A 15367-nucleotide genomic window follows, 5' to 3' on the forward strand; every position below is an offset into this window, starting at 1 on the left:
AGCTAATGATGCTCGGGCGGGGAAATGATCGGCGATGCCGCTGCCGCGACAGGGCCAGTCGGCGGTGCCGATCGCCAGTTTACATCTAACATGTTAGCGTGCTAACGCTACGTGCACATTGCTTTCAACGGAGTTCGCATTGGCTTCCCGCTTTGGTCTTTCGGTTGCCCTAACCACACCCTTCGACCCGTCGGGGCAGATAGCGCTCGTGCCGATGATCGCGCATGCCCGAGCCTGCCTTGGCGCCGGCTGCAGCAGTGTGACGCTGTTCGGCACCACCGGCGAAGGAGCCTCGGTCGGCACCGACGAGCGGCGGATCGTGATCGAGGCCATGCTGGCGGCCGGTATTCCGGCACATCAGCTCGTTACCGGCGTGCTGGTCGATGCAGCCGAAGATGCCGCCGATCAGGCCCGGCACGCTTTGCAGCGCGGCGTTCGCAACATTCTGCTGGCTCCGCCGAGCTACTTCAAGAATGTCGGCGAGGACGGGCTGTTCGGATGGTTTTCCGCCGTCTTCGCCGCACTCGGTCCGCTGGCGCGCGACGTGCTCCTCTATAACATCCCCTCAGTCACCATGGTGCCGCTCCCGCTTGGGCTGATCGGCCGGCTGCGCACCGCTTTTCCCGCCGCGGTGGCCGGGGTGAAGGATTCCGGTGGGGACTGGAGCTACAGTGAGGCGCTGCTTGAAGCGCACGGCAATCTGGTGATCCTCATCGGCGACGAACGGCATCTGGCGAGAAGCGTGCGCCGCGGTGGACAGGGTGCGATTTCCGGCATGGCTAATTTTGTTACCGGCGAAATCCGCGCAATGGTCGAAGAGGGCCGCGACGACTCACGCGTCGAGGACTTCGTGCTCGAATTGCTCAAATACCCGGTCACGCCGGCGGTGAAGGTCATGGTCGCGCGCAAGATCGGCGACGAGCGCTGGCTGGCGGTTCGCCCGCCCCTGGAGGCGATTGGCCCGCAAGGACAGCGGCAGCTTGCTGCTGCCTACGACAGGCTGTTTGCGACAGAGGCGGCCTGACCGACAAGACCTGGCTGACCGACAAGGAAGCGAGCTGAAGTGGAAGACGGCAGCGAACCGATCACTCTCCGGGAGAAAGCCTATGCCAGCTTCACGCGGCATTTGCTGGCCCGTGATCTGCGGCCGGGGCAGTTCGTGTCACAGCGCGAACTGGTCGCTTTCACCGGACTGCCGCTGGGCGCCATTCGCGAGATCGTTCCGCGTCTCGAGGCTGAGGGACTGCTGACCACCATCCCGCAGCGCGGCATGCAGATCGCGCATATCGACATCAATCTGATCCGCGAGGCGTTTCAGTTTCGGTTGTTCATGGAACGCGAGGCAGTGGCGCTATTCACGACCAGCGCTTCTGATGCCGAACTTGCCCGCATGCGGCGCGAACACGAGGAGATGTTGGCTCAAGTTCTGGGACAGGCGCCGACGCCGGAAATGGAGGCCAAGGCCCAGAACATCGACTGGGCCATGCACGACACCTTCATCAATGCGCTCGGCAACGAGATTATCGCCAAGGCCTACCTGGTCAACTCGGTGAAAATCCGGCTGATCCACCAGGAGCGTTTTCGCATCGACGGACGTGTGGTGCCGGTGATGCGCGAACATTTGGCGGTCATCGAAGCCATGGAGAGCCGCAATCCGCAAAAGGCGGTTGAAGCGATCAGTCTGCATATCGACAATGCGCGCCGGCTGGCGCTCCAGATCTGAGGAAATATAGCCGCGCCGCGGGTTCGCGGCGCATCCACAACGACAGCAACCGGGAGGAAGAAATGTCGTCCAATCTGTTCAACCCAACCAGGAGGCAACTCCTTGCCGGAACCGCAGCGCTAACCGCTGCCGGCCTTGTGGGGCTTCGCCCCGGCTTTGCCGCAGGCGTCGACTGGAAACGCTTTGCCGGGACGACGCTTGACGTCAATCTGGTGAAAAGCCCGCGCAGCGACACCATCCTGAAATATCTTGCCGAGTTCGAGGAACTGACCGGCATCAAGGTCAATGCCGAGGCAACGCCCGAGCAGCAGCAGCGCCAGAAGACGGTGATCGAGTTGAGCTCGGGCAAGCCGAGCTTCGATGTCGTACATCTGAGCTACCACGTGCAGAAGCGCCAGTTCGAGAAGGGCGGCTGGCTGGCCGACATCGCCGGCTATCTCGCCGACCCGTCGCTCACCGATCCGGCGCTGGTCGAAAGCGACTTCGCCGAAGCCGGCATGCTGTTTGCCAAGGACGGCCAGGACGTGCTGCGCTCGCTACCGTTCTCGGTGGACTACTGGATCCTCTACTGGAACAAGGAGCTATTCGAGGCCAAGGGCCTCAAATACCCCGAGACCTTCGAGCAACTGGTGGCCGCCGCCGAAGCGCTGACCGACCCCTCGACCAATACATACGGCTTCGTCGCCCGCGGGCTCAAGAACGCAAACACGCCGGTATGGACGTCGCTGATGCTCGGCTACGACATGACGCCGCTCGATGACAAGGGCAAGCTGCGCACCGAGGCTCCCGAGGCGGTCGAGGCTGCCGCGCTCTATCAAAGATTGATGACCAAGTCCGCCCCTCCGGGCGTCACGGGATTTAATTGGGCCGAAGCTCAGTCTGCCTTCCTGCAGGGCAAGATCGGCATGTGGTTCGACGGTGTGGGTTTTGCCCCGCCGATGGAAAACCCGGAAAAGTCGCGGGTGGTCGGCAAAGTCGGTTACGGCGTCATGCCCAAGGGTCCCAAGGCGCATGCCTCGGGCACCTTCGGCGACGGGATTGGCGTTACCGCGGCCAGCGAGAAGAAGGAGGCTGCCTATCTGTTCTGCCAGTGGGCGGTATCGCCAGCCATGGGTGCACGGCTGTTGCAGGCCGGCGCCGGTGTTCCGTTCCGCAAATCCGTGCTGGAGGATCCCAAGGTGCGCGAAGGCGTCACCATGCCGGCAAGCTGGCTTGATGCCGTGGTCGGCTCGGGCAATATCAGTCGGCTGGCGCTGCCGGTCATCATCCCCGTCACCGAATTCCGCGACATCTATGGCGTAGCGCTGACCAACATGATTGCCGGCGCCGATCCCGCCGCGGAGCTGAAGAAGGCCACCGAGCAGTTCCAGCCGGTTCTCGACAGGAGCGAGCAGGGCTGATGTCGGCCACCACCTCAGAACAGACCGGGGTGACGATTCCGGTTATCGACGGGAGCCAGACCATCCGGCTGGCTCCCAACTACTGGCCTTTCGTTGTCCCCGCACTCGTCGTCGTCGGCGCCGTCATCGTCTTCCCCTGGGCTTTCACCCTGTGGATGAGCGTCAACCGCTGGACGCTCGGCCAATCGCGGAGCTTTGCCGGGATGGAAAACTATCTCCGCCTGGCAAGCGACCCACGTTTCTGGGAATCCCTTGTTCATACGTTGACCTACACCTTCCTCTCGGTTGCAGCGCCGATGCTGCTGGGCACTCTGGCCGCCCTGATTTTCGACGCCAGGTTTCCGCTGCGCGGCTTGCTGCGCGGCGTCTTCGTCATGCCGATGATGGCGACACCCGTTGCCGTGGCACTGGTTTGGACAATGATGTTCCATCCTCAGCTTGGCGTGCTCAACTACCTGCTGTCGCTGGTCGGCATCCCGGCTCAGGAATGGATATTCAACGCCAACACGGTCATCCCGTCGCTGGTTGCGGTCGAGACCTGGCAGTGGACGCCGCTGGTCATGCTGATCGTGCTTGGCGGGCTGGCCTCGGTGCCGCGCGAGCCCTTCGAAAGCGCCGAGATCGACGGCGCCAATGCCTGGCAGCAATTCCGCTATCTCACTCTGCCGATGATCGCGCCGTTCCTGATGATCGCGGTCATCATCCGGACTATCGATGCGTTGAAGAGCTTCGACATCATCTACGCGATGACCCAGGGCGGCCCGGGCACGGCGTCGGAGACCATCAACATCTATCTCTACAACACCGCCTTCTCCTACTACGATATCGGCTACGGTTCAGCCATGGCCGTGGTGTTCTTCATTGTCATCGTGGCCCTGTCCTTCGTCCTGCTGATGCTGCGCCAACGCTCGCAGTGGATCGATACGGAGGGCAAATAGATGAGTTCACGGCTGCTCAACCAGATCGGTCTGTTTTTCGCTGCCCTGGTTTTCGTCTCGCCGGCGATCCTGTTCTTCCTCTGGATGATCTCGTTGTCGCTGAAATTCGAAATCGATAACGGTGCCTATCCGCCGATCCTGATCCCCGAACATTTCGCCTGGTCGAACTATGTGAAAGTGTTCGAGGAGAACAATTTCCTGCTGTATCTCTGGAATTCGGTTCTGGTCACCGGCACGGCGACCTTGCTGGCGCTGTTGATCGGCGTACCGGCCGGCTATGGTATCGCACGGCTCAAGGCTGAACGATCGGCGGTCGTCATCATGATCGCCCGCATGACGCCCGGACTATCCTATCTCATCCCGCTGTTTCTGCTGTTTCAATGGATCGGGATCCTCGGCACGCTCTGGCCGCAGATCATCATCCACCTGGTGGTGACGGTGCCGATCGTGGTCTGGGTGATGATCGGCTATTTCGAGACCACGCCGATGGAACTGGAGGAGGCGGCCAACATCGACGGCGCCAGCTCGTGGCAGGTTTTCCGGCTGGTTGCCCTGCCCATCGCCAAGCCGGGCATCGTCGTCGCCTTCATCCTGTCCGTGATCTTCTCGTGGAACAATTTCGTTTTCGGCGTGGTGCTCGCCAGCCGTGAGACGCGCACACTCCCGGTCGCCGTCTACAACATGCTGTCCTACGAGCAGGTCAGCTGGGGCCCGCTCGCCGCGGCGGCGCTGGTGGTGACGCTGCCGGTGCTGATCCTGACCATGTTCGCGCAAAGGCAGATCGTCGCGGGGCTGACCGCCGGCGCCGTCAAGGGCGGCTGAGGGCGCGTCCTGACATCACTCTTTTCCAGGAAAGATCCAATGGCATCGGTAACAATCAACAACGTGCAGAAGGCCTTCGGGGCCACCAAGATCATTCACGATGTCAGCGTCGACATCGCCGACGGCGAATTCGTCATCCTGGTCGGTCCGTCGGGATGCGGAAAATCGACGCTGCTGCGCATGATCGCAGGCCTTGAAACGATCTCCGGCGGAAAGATCGCCATCGGCGAACGCATGGTCAACAATCTGCGCGCGCGGGACCGGAACATCGCCATGGTGTTCCAGAATTATGCGCTCTATCCGCATATGACTGTTGCCGACAATATGGGCTTTGCCCTCAAGATCAAAAGAGCCGATCCGGCCGACACCGCTGGCCGGGTCCGGAAGGCAGCCGGCATTCTTGGCCTGGAAAAGTTGCTTGACCGCTATCCGCGCCAGCTTTCTGGCGGCCAGCGTCAGCGCGTTGCCATGGGCCGCGCGATCGTACGCGACCCACAGGTCTTCCTGTTCGACGAGCCGCTCTCCAACCTCGATGCCAAATTGCGCGTCCAGATGCGCGGCGAGATCAAGGCCCTGCACCAGCGGCTGGGTACTACGACGATCTATGTCACGCACGACCAGATCGAGGCCATGACCATGGCCGACAAGATCGTCGTGCTGCATGACGGCCTGGTCGAGCAGATCGGCGCGCCGCTGGACCTCTACGACCATCCGGCCAACCTCTTCGTTGCCGGTTTCATCGGCTCGCCCGCCATGAACTTCATTGCCGGCCGCATCGAGGAGGGCGTGTTCCGCAGCGCCGGCGGGTTGATCCTGCCGTTGCCGGAAGGCGCCCAGCCGGCGGATGCCGCGGGACGCGAACTCGTCTACGGCATTCGACCAGAACATATCCGGGCGACCGGGCAGGGCGTGCCGGGCACGATCACGCTTCTCGAGGCGACCGGCTCGGAAATCTTCGCCAGGGTCGACTGCTCCGGTGAAGAAATCTCCTGCCTTTTCCGAGAACGGCTTGCGCTCAAGCAAGGCGAAGGGGTGCGGATCGAGATCGACCGCGCATGTGCGCATCTGTTCGACGCAGCAACCGGTCGGCGCATCTGACTCGGTGGTCCGGTGAAAGCGTGGTCGGCCTTAGGTCGGCAATGCGAATTCACCGGCGAGTTCGATGGCGCGGCCTTCGCGGGCCGATCTCTCGGCGGCGAGGCCCATGACGACGGCCCACCAGCCGTCTTGCAAGGTCACTTCCACTTTGCCTTGTCCGCGCACCGCAGCGGTGAAGCGGGCGTGCTCGAAAAAGGTCGAACCGTTATGGTCGCCTGCCTCGAGCAGCCGGGGGTCGACGGGAATCTCCAGCAGTCGTGGTCCAGGCGGATTGCGCGGGCTGACGATCAACTGGGGCACTGGCGCAGGGCCAAGGTGGGTCGGCCAGAAACGGCCTGGTCCGGGCACCAGACATTCGATCTCTCCGTCGCCGCCAACAGCGCAGAGTTCCTCCTGGTAGCGGCTGCCCTCGGCAAACATGCACAGTTCCAGCATGGCGCGCGCGCCGCTCGCGAAATCAACCAGCACATAGCCATGGTCAAGGATATCCGGCCTCTCACCGCCATAGCGTTCGTCGAGATGGTTTACGGCCTGTCCAGCGCTCGCCATCACGCGGACGGGATCCGATTCAAGGATCAGCCGCATCAGGTCGAAGAAGTGGCAGCACTTCTCGACGAACGTGCCGCCGGTGTTGCGGTTGAAGCGGTTCCAGTCGCCGACTTTGGCCAGAAACGGGAAGCGGTGCTCGCGGACCGTCAGCATGCGGATGCCGCCGGTGGCGTGGCGCGCCTGCTCGATGAATGCGGCGACGGGCGGCATATAGCGGTATTCCATGGCCACCCAGACAAGCGGAAGCCGAGCTTTCAACGCCGCGATCCGCCTCTCGTCGGCGGCCGCGGTGAAGAGCGGCTTTTCCACCAGCACCGGCAGTGGTCGAAGTGCGGCGATCTCCTCCATCTGACTGAGGTGGTGGTGGTTGGGGCTGGCAATCAAAATGCAGTCCACCTCGTCCATCGCCAGCAGCTCGGCGATCGATGCCGCCGATCGCGCGCCCGACGCCGCCGCCAGTGATGCCGCCAACATGCCGGGGTCCGGCTCGAAGATCGCGGCCACATGCGCGTCGGGCAACAGAGCGATGTTGCGGATATGCTCGCGGCCCATCATGCCGCAGCCGATGATGCCGTAGCCGATCGATGATCTGGTCACGCTGCCTCTTGCTCCGGCCTATCTGAAACGTGTGACGTACCGCGCCGCGCCCGGATCGAACCAGCTGCGGGAATATTCCGCGCTGGCGCCGTCGCCAGCCCAGGCGATACGTTCTATGAAACCCACGACCGTCCCCGGCGGTGGCCTGAACTCGAGCGGGGCCCAGTCCGGCACAGGCGCGACGGCGACATGGTCTTCGGCGCGAACGATCGAAAAGCCGAGCGCGAGCCGGTAGTGGAGATAGAGGGATTCAGACAGGTCCTCGCGCTTGAGCCGCTCGGCGCGGCTGACGTCCAGCCAGATATCCTCGACCGCGGCAGGCTCTCCGTCGAGCCGCCGCAGCCGGCGTATACGATGGGCTTCGCCGGCGCTGCCGAATTGCGGCAGGTCGGCTGGCTTGGGCAGTCGCTCGACGGATAGCACGTCGGCGCTCGGCAGGCCGCCGCCACCGATACGCTCCAGGCGAAAGAAAGCATAGATCCCGAGCAAGTCGCCGCGCGCCCGCACATAGTTACCCGAGCCCTGGATGCGGTCGAGAAGGCCCTTTTCGGTCAAATCTGCCAGCGCCCGCCTGAGCGTGCCGACGGCAATCCCGAGGCTCGCGGCCATCGCGCGCTCGGGCGGCAGCCGCGCCCCGTCGGCTAGCCGTCCGGCCGCGATTTCGCGGATCAGCATTTCGCTGGTCTGCAAGTGCACAGGCAGGGGGCCGCGCATCTGGCTGGATCGGTGGCCGGGGTCCGCCCTTGTCAAATGCATCCGGTGTTCCAATCGCATCCCGGTTTCGGGTTTGGCTCCAAAATTGATACAGTATTGATCTACATCAAAACGAATGCTACGCAAGCCCCATTCGCAGCTCCGGAGGTCATGGAAGAGTGGCCCGGACGTCTTTTTCTGAAGAGTGGCAATGAGCATCGTCCCAATCACCTCGCCGGATCTCGATGCAGCCGAAGTCTCGTGGTTCGCCGCACTCTGCTCGGACGACTATCGCTATCTCGGTGTGTCGGACGGCGCGCTGCGCTCGAGCTGGGCGCATTGCTCCGAGATCGTGAAGACGTCCGAGGAACTCGGTTTCCGCAACATCTTGTGTCCGTCGTCCTATCAGGTCGGCCAGGACACGCTGAGCTTCGTAGCCGGTTGCGCGCCGATCACCTCGAAGATCAATCTGCTCGCCGCTGTGCGCTGCGGCGAGATGCAGCCAATCATGCTGGCGCGCACGATTGCGACGCTGGATCACATGCTGGAAGGCCGGCTGACGGTAAACATCATTTCGTCGGACTTTCCGGGCGAGACGGCCGACAGCGCCTACCGCTATCAGCGTTCCCGCGAGGTGGTGCAGATACTGCGCCAGGCCTGGACCAGGGACAGCATCGATTTCGAGGGCGAGGTCTATCGTTTCAAGGGGCTCTCGACGGCACCGGCGAAGCCCTATCAGCAAAATGGCGGTCCGCTGCTCTATTTCGGCGGTTATTCGCCCGACGCACTCGAGCTTTGCGCCGAACAGTGCGACGTCTACCTGATGTGGCCTGAAACCAGGGTGGAACTTGCCGGCCGCATGAAAGCCGTCCACGAACGCGCCGAGCGCCATGGGCGGACGCTCGACTACGGCCTGCGCGTCCACATGATCGTGCGCGACACCGAGGCCGAGGCAAAGGAATATGCCCGGGAGCTGGTTTCGAAGCTGGACGACGAGCAGGGCAGGGCGATCCGCGAGCGCGCGCTCGACGCCCGATCGCTCGGCGTATCGCACCAGGCCAGGAACCGCCAGATCGCCGATGCCGAAGGCTATGTCGAGCCGCATCTGTGGACGGGCGTCGGGCGAGCGCGCTCCGGCTGCGGCGCGGCGTTGGTGGGCTCGACCGATCAGGTTCTGTCGGAAATCGAGGCGTATATGAAGATGGGGATCCGCGCCTTCATCTTTTCCGGCTACCCGCATCTCGACGAGGCGCGCCATTTCGGCACCAAGGTGCTGCCCCAGCTCAAGACATGCTCGCTCCCCTACGCCTATGGCCGGGTGCCGGAAAGGATTCCGGCGACACCACTGGGAACGGGGGAGCGCCGCTGATGGAGCATGTCGTGTGCGATCCACGCCTTTTGCGCAATGCCTTCGGGCGTTTCGCCACCGGCGTCACGGTCGTCACAACCGGCACGGCCGACGGCCCGGTCGCAATCACTGCCAACAGCTTCTCATCCGTGTCGCTCGACCCGCCGCTGGTGCTCTGGTCAATCGGCCGCCACTCGCGCCGGTTCGAAGCCTTCGCCAATTCCGCGCACTACGCCATTCACGTGCTGGCGGAAGATCAAATCGATCTGTGCTGGCGTTTTTCGAAGTCGGGGACGGACTTTGCCGATCTTGACCTGTCGTGGAGCGAGCACGGCGTGCCATTGCTGCCGCGCGCGCTGGCGCGGTTCGAATGCAGCGTCGCCGACCGTTTCCCGGCTGGCGACCATATGATCCTGCTTGGACGTGTCCTTGAACTGGAGACGCAAGAGGGTTTGCCGCTGCTCTTTGCTGGCGGCAAGTCGCGCGCTCAAGAGGCCAGTTGATGACCGCCGGCGCCGCTCCGGGCTGGTGCCGTAGACTGGCGCACCACGAGATTGCAGGCAAGCTCGACGCGGCGCGGCGGCGACCCCGAATGGGCCATGTCGTCGAGCAGCAGGCTAAGTGCTGCCGATCCGATCTCGCGCATGGGAATGTGCATCGCCGTCAGCGGCGGGTTGCAGAAGGCAGCGAGCGGCAAGTCGTCCATACCGACCACGGACACATCGCCAGGCACCGAATATCCGGCCTCCTGGACGCCGGCGATGGCACCAAACGCCAGGCTGTCGCCGGCCGTCAGCACGGCGGTGAAATCGAGGCCGCGGCCCGCGATGCGCTCGGTCACGGCTCTGCTCGCAAGTTCCGGCAGCCAGTCCTGCACCTCGACCACGAAGTCGTCGAAGCCGGCAATGCCGGCCGTGATCAGCGCGTCGCGCCAACCTTCATAGCGCCGCTCGATTGTGCGCCGGCCACGCCGCATCAGGAACAGGATGCGGCGGTGGCCAAGGCCGATCAGATGCTGCGCGGCAAGCATGGCGGCAGAGCGATTGCAGGGCGTCACGCTCGAATGGCGCATCGAGGGATCGTCGCCGTTGACGAGCACGATCGGCTTGGCGAAGCCGGCTGTCAGCGTCAGCACATCGTCATCGTCCAGCGTCAGAAACAGGCAACCGGCGACACTGTCGTCGCGCTCGGATTCACGCAGCAGCGCGATTTCGTCCTCGGGCGCCGAAACCGGCCGGGTCACCAGTTCGACGCCCAGCAACCGGGCGCGCTCGTTGAGTCCATCAAGGACATGGTAGGTGAACTGATTGCGGGCACTGTCCACCATTGCCACGCTGCTTGCGGCCAGGATGACCTTGCGGCCGGCAACCGAGGCGGGAATGGCGTAGTTCATCGACTTCGCTATTTCGATGATCCTGGTGCGAAGCTCATCCCTCACGCCGCCGACGCCGCTCAGCGCACGGGAGGCGGTGCTGACCGACACGCCGCAACGCGCCGCGATCTCCTCAAGTCGAATGCGGCGGCTGGGGCGGCCGCGCTTGCCCTGGATATTCATCCGCTTCGTCATCTCCGGCAAAGTCATCCGATTAATGCAAAAAATTTTCAGATTGCGCAAGAAAAATGGCTGTGAAACAGTTCTGATGAAGCGGGAGAAACGGGAGGAGTGATGCCGCTATCGGCCGAACGCCTGAATTCCGCGCTTGCCAGCCTCGTGGCGGGCATGACCGGCTTGCGTCATGACGGGCGGTTCCATGAGCCGAATCTCGACGGCACGCCGGGCGACTATGTCAGCTTCGACAGCTGGGAATGGCCGCAAGGCGTGGGGCTCTACGGGCTGGTTCGGCTGTGGGCGCAGACCGGCGACGATCGGCTGCTGCAGACGATCGAGGCCTGGTACGATCGACGCATCGCTGCCGGTCTCCCGGCGATGAACGTCAACACCACTGCGCCTCTGCTGGCGCTAAGCGAATTGTGGCGACGCCGGCGCCAACCGCGCTTCGAGCCGGTGCTGCGCGAATGGGCCGAGCAGGTAGTCACCGCCTTGCCGCGGACGCCCGAAGGCGGTTTCCAGCATGATGTTTCGGATCGGGTCAACGACGACGAATTGTGGGACGACACGCTGTTCATGGTGGCGCTGTTCCTCGCATCCTACGGCCAGGCTGCCGGCCAGCGCCGCTTCGTCGAGGAAGCGGAACGGCAATTCCTGGTTCACGCCCGTTATCTCGCCGATCCGGCATCAGGGCTGTGGTTCCACGGCTGGACGTTCGCGGGCCGGCACAATTTCGCACGCGCGCTTTGGGCGAGAGGCAATGCCTGGATTACCGTCGGTATCCTGGAACTGGTGGAGTTCGCCGAAGTTGCGCCTTCGGTTCGGGCCTATCTGCTCGGCGTGCTGGAGACGCAGATCAACGCCCTGCTTGAGGTGCAGGCGAGTTCGGGCGCCTGGCACACTCTGCTCGACGACCCGACGTCTTACGAGGAGATTTCCGCCACCGCCGGCTTCGGCTACGGCTTAATGAAAGCCGCGCGGCTCGGAATCGGCTCGACAGAGTGCCGTGCCGCCGGCCTCCGCGCCTTGGAAGCCGTGGTGGCCAACATCGATGACAAAGGTGTGGTTGCGAACGTGTCCTATGGCACACGCATGGGCGCCGACCTGCAATTCTATCGCGATATCCCCATCCATCCGACGGGCTACGGGCAGGCGCTGGCCATTCTGTGCCTGACCGAAGGCGCGCGGCATCTGCAGTCGAAGGTGGAGGCGGCGTGATGCGGACGCTCTATGGCGCGTCGCCGGCCGATATTGCCGGCATGGACACGGACCGGCTGAGGGCCGAGTTCCTCGTCGACGGCTTGTTCCGGCCTGGCGCGATCGAATTCGTCTACACCCATGTCGACCGCATGATCGTCGGTGGCGCGGTGCCGCTGGCCAACCCGCTGGCATTCGGCAACGGGGCCGAAGTCGGCACCCCGCTCTTCTTTGACGCGCGCGAGATGGGCATCGCCAATCTCGGCGGCAATGGCGCGGTCGCGGTGGACGGCCGGCGCTTTCACGTGGCTAACCGCGACATCGTCTATGTCGGACGCGGAGCGCGTGAGGTGACGCTGGAGAGCGACGATCCGGAGAGGCCGGCACGCTTCTACATGAACTCGGTGCCAGCCGGCGCCGATATTGCGCATCGGCTTATCGTCAGCAGCGAAGCCAAGCCGCTTGTGCTCGGCGATGAGGCCCGTGCGAACAGGCGTACGCTGCGTATGTACATCCATCCCGAAGTGGCCCCGTCCTGCCTCTTGCTGATGGGGATCACCGACCTCGCGCCGGGCAGTGTGTGGAACACCATGCCGCCGCATCTGCATGAGCGGCGCATGGAAGCTTATTGCTACTTCGACCTCGCCGAGACCGACCGTGTGGTCCATCTGATGGGCCGGCCTGACGAGACGCGCCACCTGATGGTCGCTGAGGGCGACGTCGTCCTGTCGCCCGCCTGGTCTATCCATATGGGTGCCGGCACCGGCCCCTATGCTTTCGTCTGGGGCATGACCGGCGAGAACCAGGCCTATACCGATGTCGATCCAGTTGCCGTGAAGGATTTGCGATGAGCGAGGCCGTGCAAGGCGTTCGGACGGACTTTACGCTGCGCCGGCCGCTCACGGCGGGGCAGCCTATCGTCTATTGGCGGCTCGGGTCCATCGCCGAGCAGCGCTACGACGTGGCCGACCAGCCCATGCAAGGCGAGATGGATCCCTTCTTCTTTCTGACCAAGCACAAGAATTTTATTCCGCATGAATATCCGTGCCGCACGCAGTTCGCAGCGGAACGACGCGGCAAGCGACCACAGGTCAGCGCCGAATTCGGCGCCGAGCGCACCTGGCTGCCCTTCGCCTCACCGCGCATCGACCTGTCGGGCTTCTGGTTTCGGCCGACGGTGCTTGGAACCTGGGCCGAGACCACCATCGAGGCGGCCTCGACTGGCGAGGCACTGGTGCGGCTGCGCACATGCGGCGGCGCCATACTCTTTGCCAACGGTGGGGAAGCCGGCTGGATGGCGCCCTACGGCCGCAATCTTGAAAGTGCCGAGCATTTCAAGATCGCGCTGAAGGCCGGCCGTAACGACATTCGCGTGTGGTTCGACGATCTCGCCGAGCGCGACGCCCGCTACTATTTCCAGCTCGACTATCTATCCGGTCCGGCTGCTTCGGTGGCACTGCCGATCGAAGTCGAGAGCGGCGTTGCCGATGCGATGGAAGCAGCCCTCGACGACATGCATTTCGAGCGTCCCGCCTATGACGGCGGCGAGGTGGCGCTCGTCACCGGCGTGGCCCTGCCGCGCGACGCGCAAGTCGAGGTCGAGATCGAAGGCGATTTCATGTCGATCGAGGCGCCGGTGCGCTTCGCCTTCGATCTGCCGGCGGGCCAGGCGCGGCTGCCGATCGCCGATACCGAGCAGCTGCCGGCCGACTTTCGCCATTTCAAGGTGACGCTGAGGGTCGCCGACCATGCCGTATCGCGTGTCTTCGGCGTCGAGATATGCCACGCGCGCCGTCAGGGCGATGCGCCAGAAACGCTTACCGCGCGTATAGATGAAGCCCTGCGCGAGGTCGCCGGTCACGCCGAGGCCGACACCGTGCGCGCGCTGGCGCGCCTGGCGATCGGACAGCAGGGCGCCGAGACCGACGCCATGATCGCCGGCACGCTGCCGGCGATCGAGGATTGTCACGATTGCGCCGACTTCATCCTGGTACCGCTGCTGTGGTGCCGCACGGCCTATGGCGATCGGCTGGAAGCGAGCCTGCGTGCGCGCGTCGACAACGCCATCCTCGGCTATCGCTACTGGATGGACGAGCCCGGCAATGATGTACAGTGGTACTTCTCCGAGAACCACGCGCTGCTCTTCCACACCGCCGCCTATATTGCTGGGGGCGTGTTGCCTGATGTGCGGTTCGTGCGGTCGGGCCGCCTTGGCCGCGAACAGTCCGCGGTTGGAGCCGCGCGTGTGCGCGCCTGGCTCGACCATTTCGAGGCATGGGAGATGGCCGAGTTCAACTCGGCGCCCTATTTCCCGATCGACCTCAAGGGCCTGTGCGCGCTCTACGCGCTGGCCCCGGACAAGGACATCGCCGAACGCGCCGGCAAGGCAATCATACGCCTGCTTGAAGTCGTCGCGCGCTCGGCGCATCGCGGCATCCTCACCGGGGCGCAGGGCCGCTCCTATGAGCACACGCTGCGCGCCGCGCGTTCCCTGGAATTATCCGGCATCTGCCGCATGCTTTGGGGCAAGGGCAATTACGGCATGCGCTTTCACGCGCTGCCGCAGCTGGCACTCTGTCTGCGGGATCACGATTTGAGCGTTCCCGATGGGTTGGCTGCAATTGCTTCCCTCACCGACGATACGGCGTGGGAATGGACTTTCGCGCAGGGACAAGACCGCTTCGCGCGGCTCTACCACTATAAGACGCGCAACCATGCGATGGGCAGCGCCGCTGGCTACCGCTGGAACCAATGGGGCTATCAGGAAACCGTCATTCACGCCCGGCTGGGCAAGAATCCGGATGCGCAGATCTGGATCAACCACCCCGGCGAAGTGCTGCAGTCGGGATATGGCAGACCATCATATTGGGGCGGCTCAGGCACTTTGCCCCGGCTTCACCAATACCGCGACCTCGCCATAGTCAGCTTCTCCTGCTCGGATGAACAGCCCGACTTTACACACGCCTGGTTCCCCGCAAGTGCCTTCGATGCCGTGCAAGTGGGTGGCGATCGGGCGCTCGCGCAATCTGGCGACGCCTTCGTCATGTTGAAGACGGATGTTCCGCTCACGCAGGTCGTGGCCGGCCCGACCGCCGGCAACGAGTTGCGGGCGGCGGGACGCAGGACGACATGGATCGTCCGCCTCGGTGACCGGAATGCCAATCTGCCGGCGCTCGACGCCTGGGCGGGCGCCTTTGCCGGCCTGTCTGTGCGGTCGGGTCCCAACGGCGAGTTGACCGTCGAGGATCCGGAGTACGGCACGGTGCATTTCCTGGCCGACGCAAGGATTGTGGCTGAGGGACGCACACTCGATCCGTCCAATTGGACCGTGCGCGGTGAGGCGATGCGCATGAAGCAAAGAGAGTAGGGAGGAAATCGGCTGCGACGCTCAAGAGGAGAGGGCGTGGCCGCTTGAACCATCGGGGCGCCGCCCCGCTAAAGGAGGAGACGAAG

At 63.8% G+C, this 15367-nt stretch carries 14 protein-coding genes; 11 read left to right on the plus strand and 3 right to left on the minus strand.

The window, feature by feature from the left end:
* Positions 1-139: 139 nt before the first annotated feature.
* The 6 genes from NKJ35_RS07555 to NKJ35_RS07580 all read left to right on the plus strand — a co-directional run bounded on the left by NKJ35_RS07555 (position 140) and on the right by NKJ35_RS07580 (position 5981).
* Complete coding sequence (locus tag NKJ35_RS07555; protein WP_352645971.1) at positions 140-1024, plus strand: dihydrodipicolinate synthase family protein; 885 nt, start codon at positions 140-142, stop codon at positions 1022-1024.
* A 39-nt stretch (positions 1025-1063) separates the two neighbouring features.
* A complete protein-coding gene (locus NKJ35_RS07560) occupies positions 1064-1723 on the plus strand; it encodes a GntR family transcriptional regulator (protein ID WP_352645973.1) in 660 nt (219 codons plus the stop codon).
* Positions 1724-1785: 62 nt separating this feature from the next.
* Positions 1786-3123, plus strand: a complete 1338-nt coding sequence (locus tag NKJ35_RS07565; protein ID WP_352645975.1) for an extracellular solute-binding protein — start codon at positions 1786-1788, stop codon at positions 3121-3123.
* Positions 3123-4061, plus strand: coding sequence for a carbohydrate ABC transporter permease (locus tag NKJ35_RS07570; protein ID WP_352645977.1), 939 nt, complete (start codon positions 3123-3125; stop codon positions 4059-4061). Before NKJ35_RS07565 ends, NKJ35_RS07570 begins: the two co-directional genes overlap by 1 nt.
* Positions 4062-4883: a carbohydrate ABC transporter permease gene (locus tag NKJ35_RS07575; protein WP_352645979.1), complete on the plus strand. Its 822-nt coding sequence runs from the start codon at positions 4062-4064 to the stop codon at positions 4881-4883.
* 39 nt (positions 4884-4922) lie between these two features.
* The gene (locus tag NKJ35_RS07580; protein ID WP_352571378.1) at positions 4923-5981 is read left to right on the plus strand and encodes an ABC transporter ATP-binding protein; all 1059 of its coding nucleotides are present in this window, start codon (positions 4923-4925) and stop codon (positions 5979-5981) included.
* A gap of 30 nt (positions 5982-6011) precedes the next feature.
* Here NKJ35_RS07580 and NKJ35_RS07585 read toward each other — a convergent pair whose 3' ends face one another.
* On the minus strand, positions 6012-7085 hold the full coding sequence (locus NKJ35_RS07585) for a Gfo/Idh/MocA family protein (RefSeq protein ID WP_502904621.1): 1074 nt from the start codon (positions 7083-7085) through the stop codon (positions 6012-6014).
* A 60-nt stretch (positions 7086-7145) separates the two neighbouring features.
* Entirely contained in the window at positions 7146-7841 is a 696-nt protein-coding gene (locus tag NKJ35_RS07590; RefSeq protein WP_352646299.1) for a GntR family transcriptional regulator, read from the minus strand.
* A 190-nt stretch (positions 7842-8031) separates the two neighbouring features.
* On the opposite strand from NKJ35_RS07590, the gene NKJ35_RS07595 reads away from it, so the two are divergent.
* Both NKJ35_RS07595 and NKJ35_RS07600 read left to right on the plus strand, forming a co-directional pair.
* Positions 8032-9189, plus strand: a complete 1158-nt coding sequence (locus tag NKJ35_RS07595) for an LLM class flavin-dependent oxidoreductase (RefSeq protein WP_352645983.1) — start codon at positions 8032-8034, stop codon at positions 9187-9189.
* Positions 9189-9671 carry a flavin reductase family protein gene (locus tag NKJ35_RS07600; protein WP_352645985.1) on the plus strand — a complete coding sequence of 161 codons (483 nt, stop codon included), beginning with the start codon at positions 9189-9191 and terminating at the stop codon, positions 9669-9671. Before NKJ35_RS07595 ends, NKJ35_RS07600 begins: the two co-directional genes overlap by 1 nt.
* Here NKJ35_RS07600 and NKJ35_RS07605 read toward each other — a convergent pair.
* Entirely contained in the window at positions 9656-10723 is a 1068-nt protein-coding gene (locus NKJ35_RS07605) for a LacI family DNA-binding transcriptional regulator (RefSeq protein WP_352645987.1), read from the minus strand. The two genes, NKJ35_RS07600 and NKJ35_RS07605, sit on opposite strands and share 16 nt — an antisense overlap.
* A gap of 111 nt (positions 10724-10834) precedes the next feature.
* On the opposite strand from NKJ35_RS07605, the gene bglB reads away from it, so the two are divergent.
* From bglB to NKJ35_RS07620, 3 genes are read left to right on the plus strand one after another with little or no spacing between them, the layout of a single operon-like run.
* Positions 10835-11935: a beta-galactosidase BglB gene (gene bglB / locus NKJ35_RS07610; protein ID WP_254818493.1), complete on the plus strand. Its 1101-nt coding sequence runs from the start codon at positions 10835-10837 to the stop codon at positions 11933-11935.
* Positions 11935-12765, plus strand: coding sequence for a 5-dehydro-4-deoxy-D-glucuronate isomerase (kduI, locus tag NKJ35_RS07615; RefSeq protein WP_352645989.1), 831 nt, complete (start codon positions 11935-11937; stop codon positions 12763-12765). Before bglB ends, kduI begins: the two co-directional genes overlap by 1 nt.
* Positions 12762-15281, plus strand: a complete 2520-nt coding sequence (locus tag NKJ35_RS07620; protein WP_352645990.1) for a hypothetical protein — start codon at positions 12762-12764, stop codon at positions 15279-15281. Before kduI ends, NKJ35_RS07620 begins: the two co-directional genes overlap by 4 nt.
* The last annotated feature ends 86 nt before the right edge of the window (positions 15282-15367 follow it).

Source organism: Mesorhizobium sp. M0136, from assembly GCF_040322515.1.
In the GTDB taxonomy this organism is placed as follows: Bacteria; Pseudomonadota; Alphaproteobacteria; order Rhizobiales; family Rhizobiaceae; genus Mesorhizobium.

Coding starts and splice junctions, on each gene's coding strand:
- NKJ35_RS07575 (WP_352645979.1), top strand. CDS start 4,062: ATGAGTTCACGGCTGCTCAACCAGATCGGTCTGTTTTTCGCTGCCCTG.
- NKJ35_RS07605 (WP_352645987.1), bottom strand. CDS start 10,723: ATGAATATCCAGGGCAAGCGCGGCCGCCCCAGCCGCCGCATTCGACTT.
- NKJ35_RS07580 (WP_352571378.1), top strand. CDS start 4,923: ATGGCATCGGTAACAATCAACAACGTGCAGAAGGCCTTCGGGGCCACC.
- bglB (WP_254818493.1), top strand. CDS start 10,835: ATGCCGCTATCGGCCGAACGCCTGAATTCCGCGCTTGCCAGCCTCGTG.
- NKJ35_RS07565 (WP_352645975.1), top strand. CDS start 1,786: ATGTCGTCCAATCTGTTCAACCCAACCAGGAGGCAACTCCTTGCCGGA.
- NKJ35_RS07600 (WP_352645985.1), top strand. CDS start 9,189: ATGGAGCATGTCGTGTGCGATCCACGCCTTTTGCGCAATGCCTTCGGG.
- kduI (WP_352645989.1), top strand. CDS start 11,935: ATGCGGACGCTCTATGGCGCGTCGCCGGCCGATATTGCCGGCATGGAC.
- NKJ35_RS07620 (WP_352645990.1), top strand. CDS start 12,762: ATGAGCGAGGCCGTGCAAGGCGTTCGGACGGACTTTACGCTGCGCCGG.
- NKJ35_RS07570 (WP_352645977.1), top strand. CDS start 3,123: ATGTCGGCCACCACCTCAGAACAGACCGGGGTGACGATTCCGGTTATC.
- NKJ35_RS07595 (WP_352645983.1), top strand. CDS start 8,032: ATGAGCATCGTCCCAATCACCTCGCCGGATCTCGATGCAGCCGAAGTC.
- NKJ35_RS07590 (WP_352646299.1), bottom strand. CDS start 7,841: ATGCGCGGCCCCCTGCCTGTGCACTTGCAGACCAGCGAAATGCTGATC.
- NKJ35_RS07585 (WP_502904621.1), bottom strand. CDS start 7,085: ATGATGGGCCGCGAGCATATCCGCAACATCGCTCTGTTGCCCGACGCG.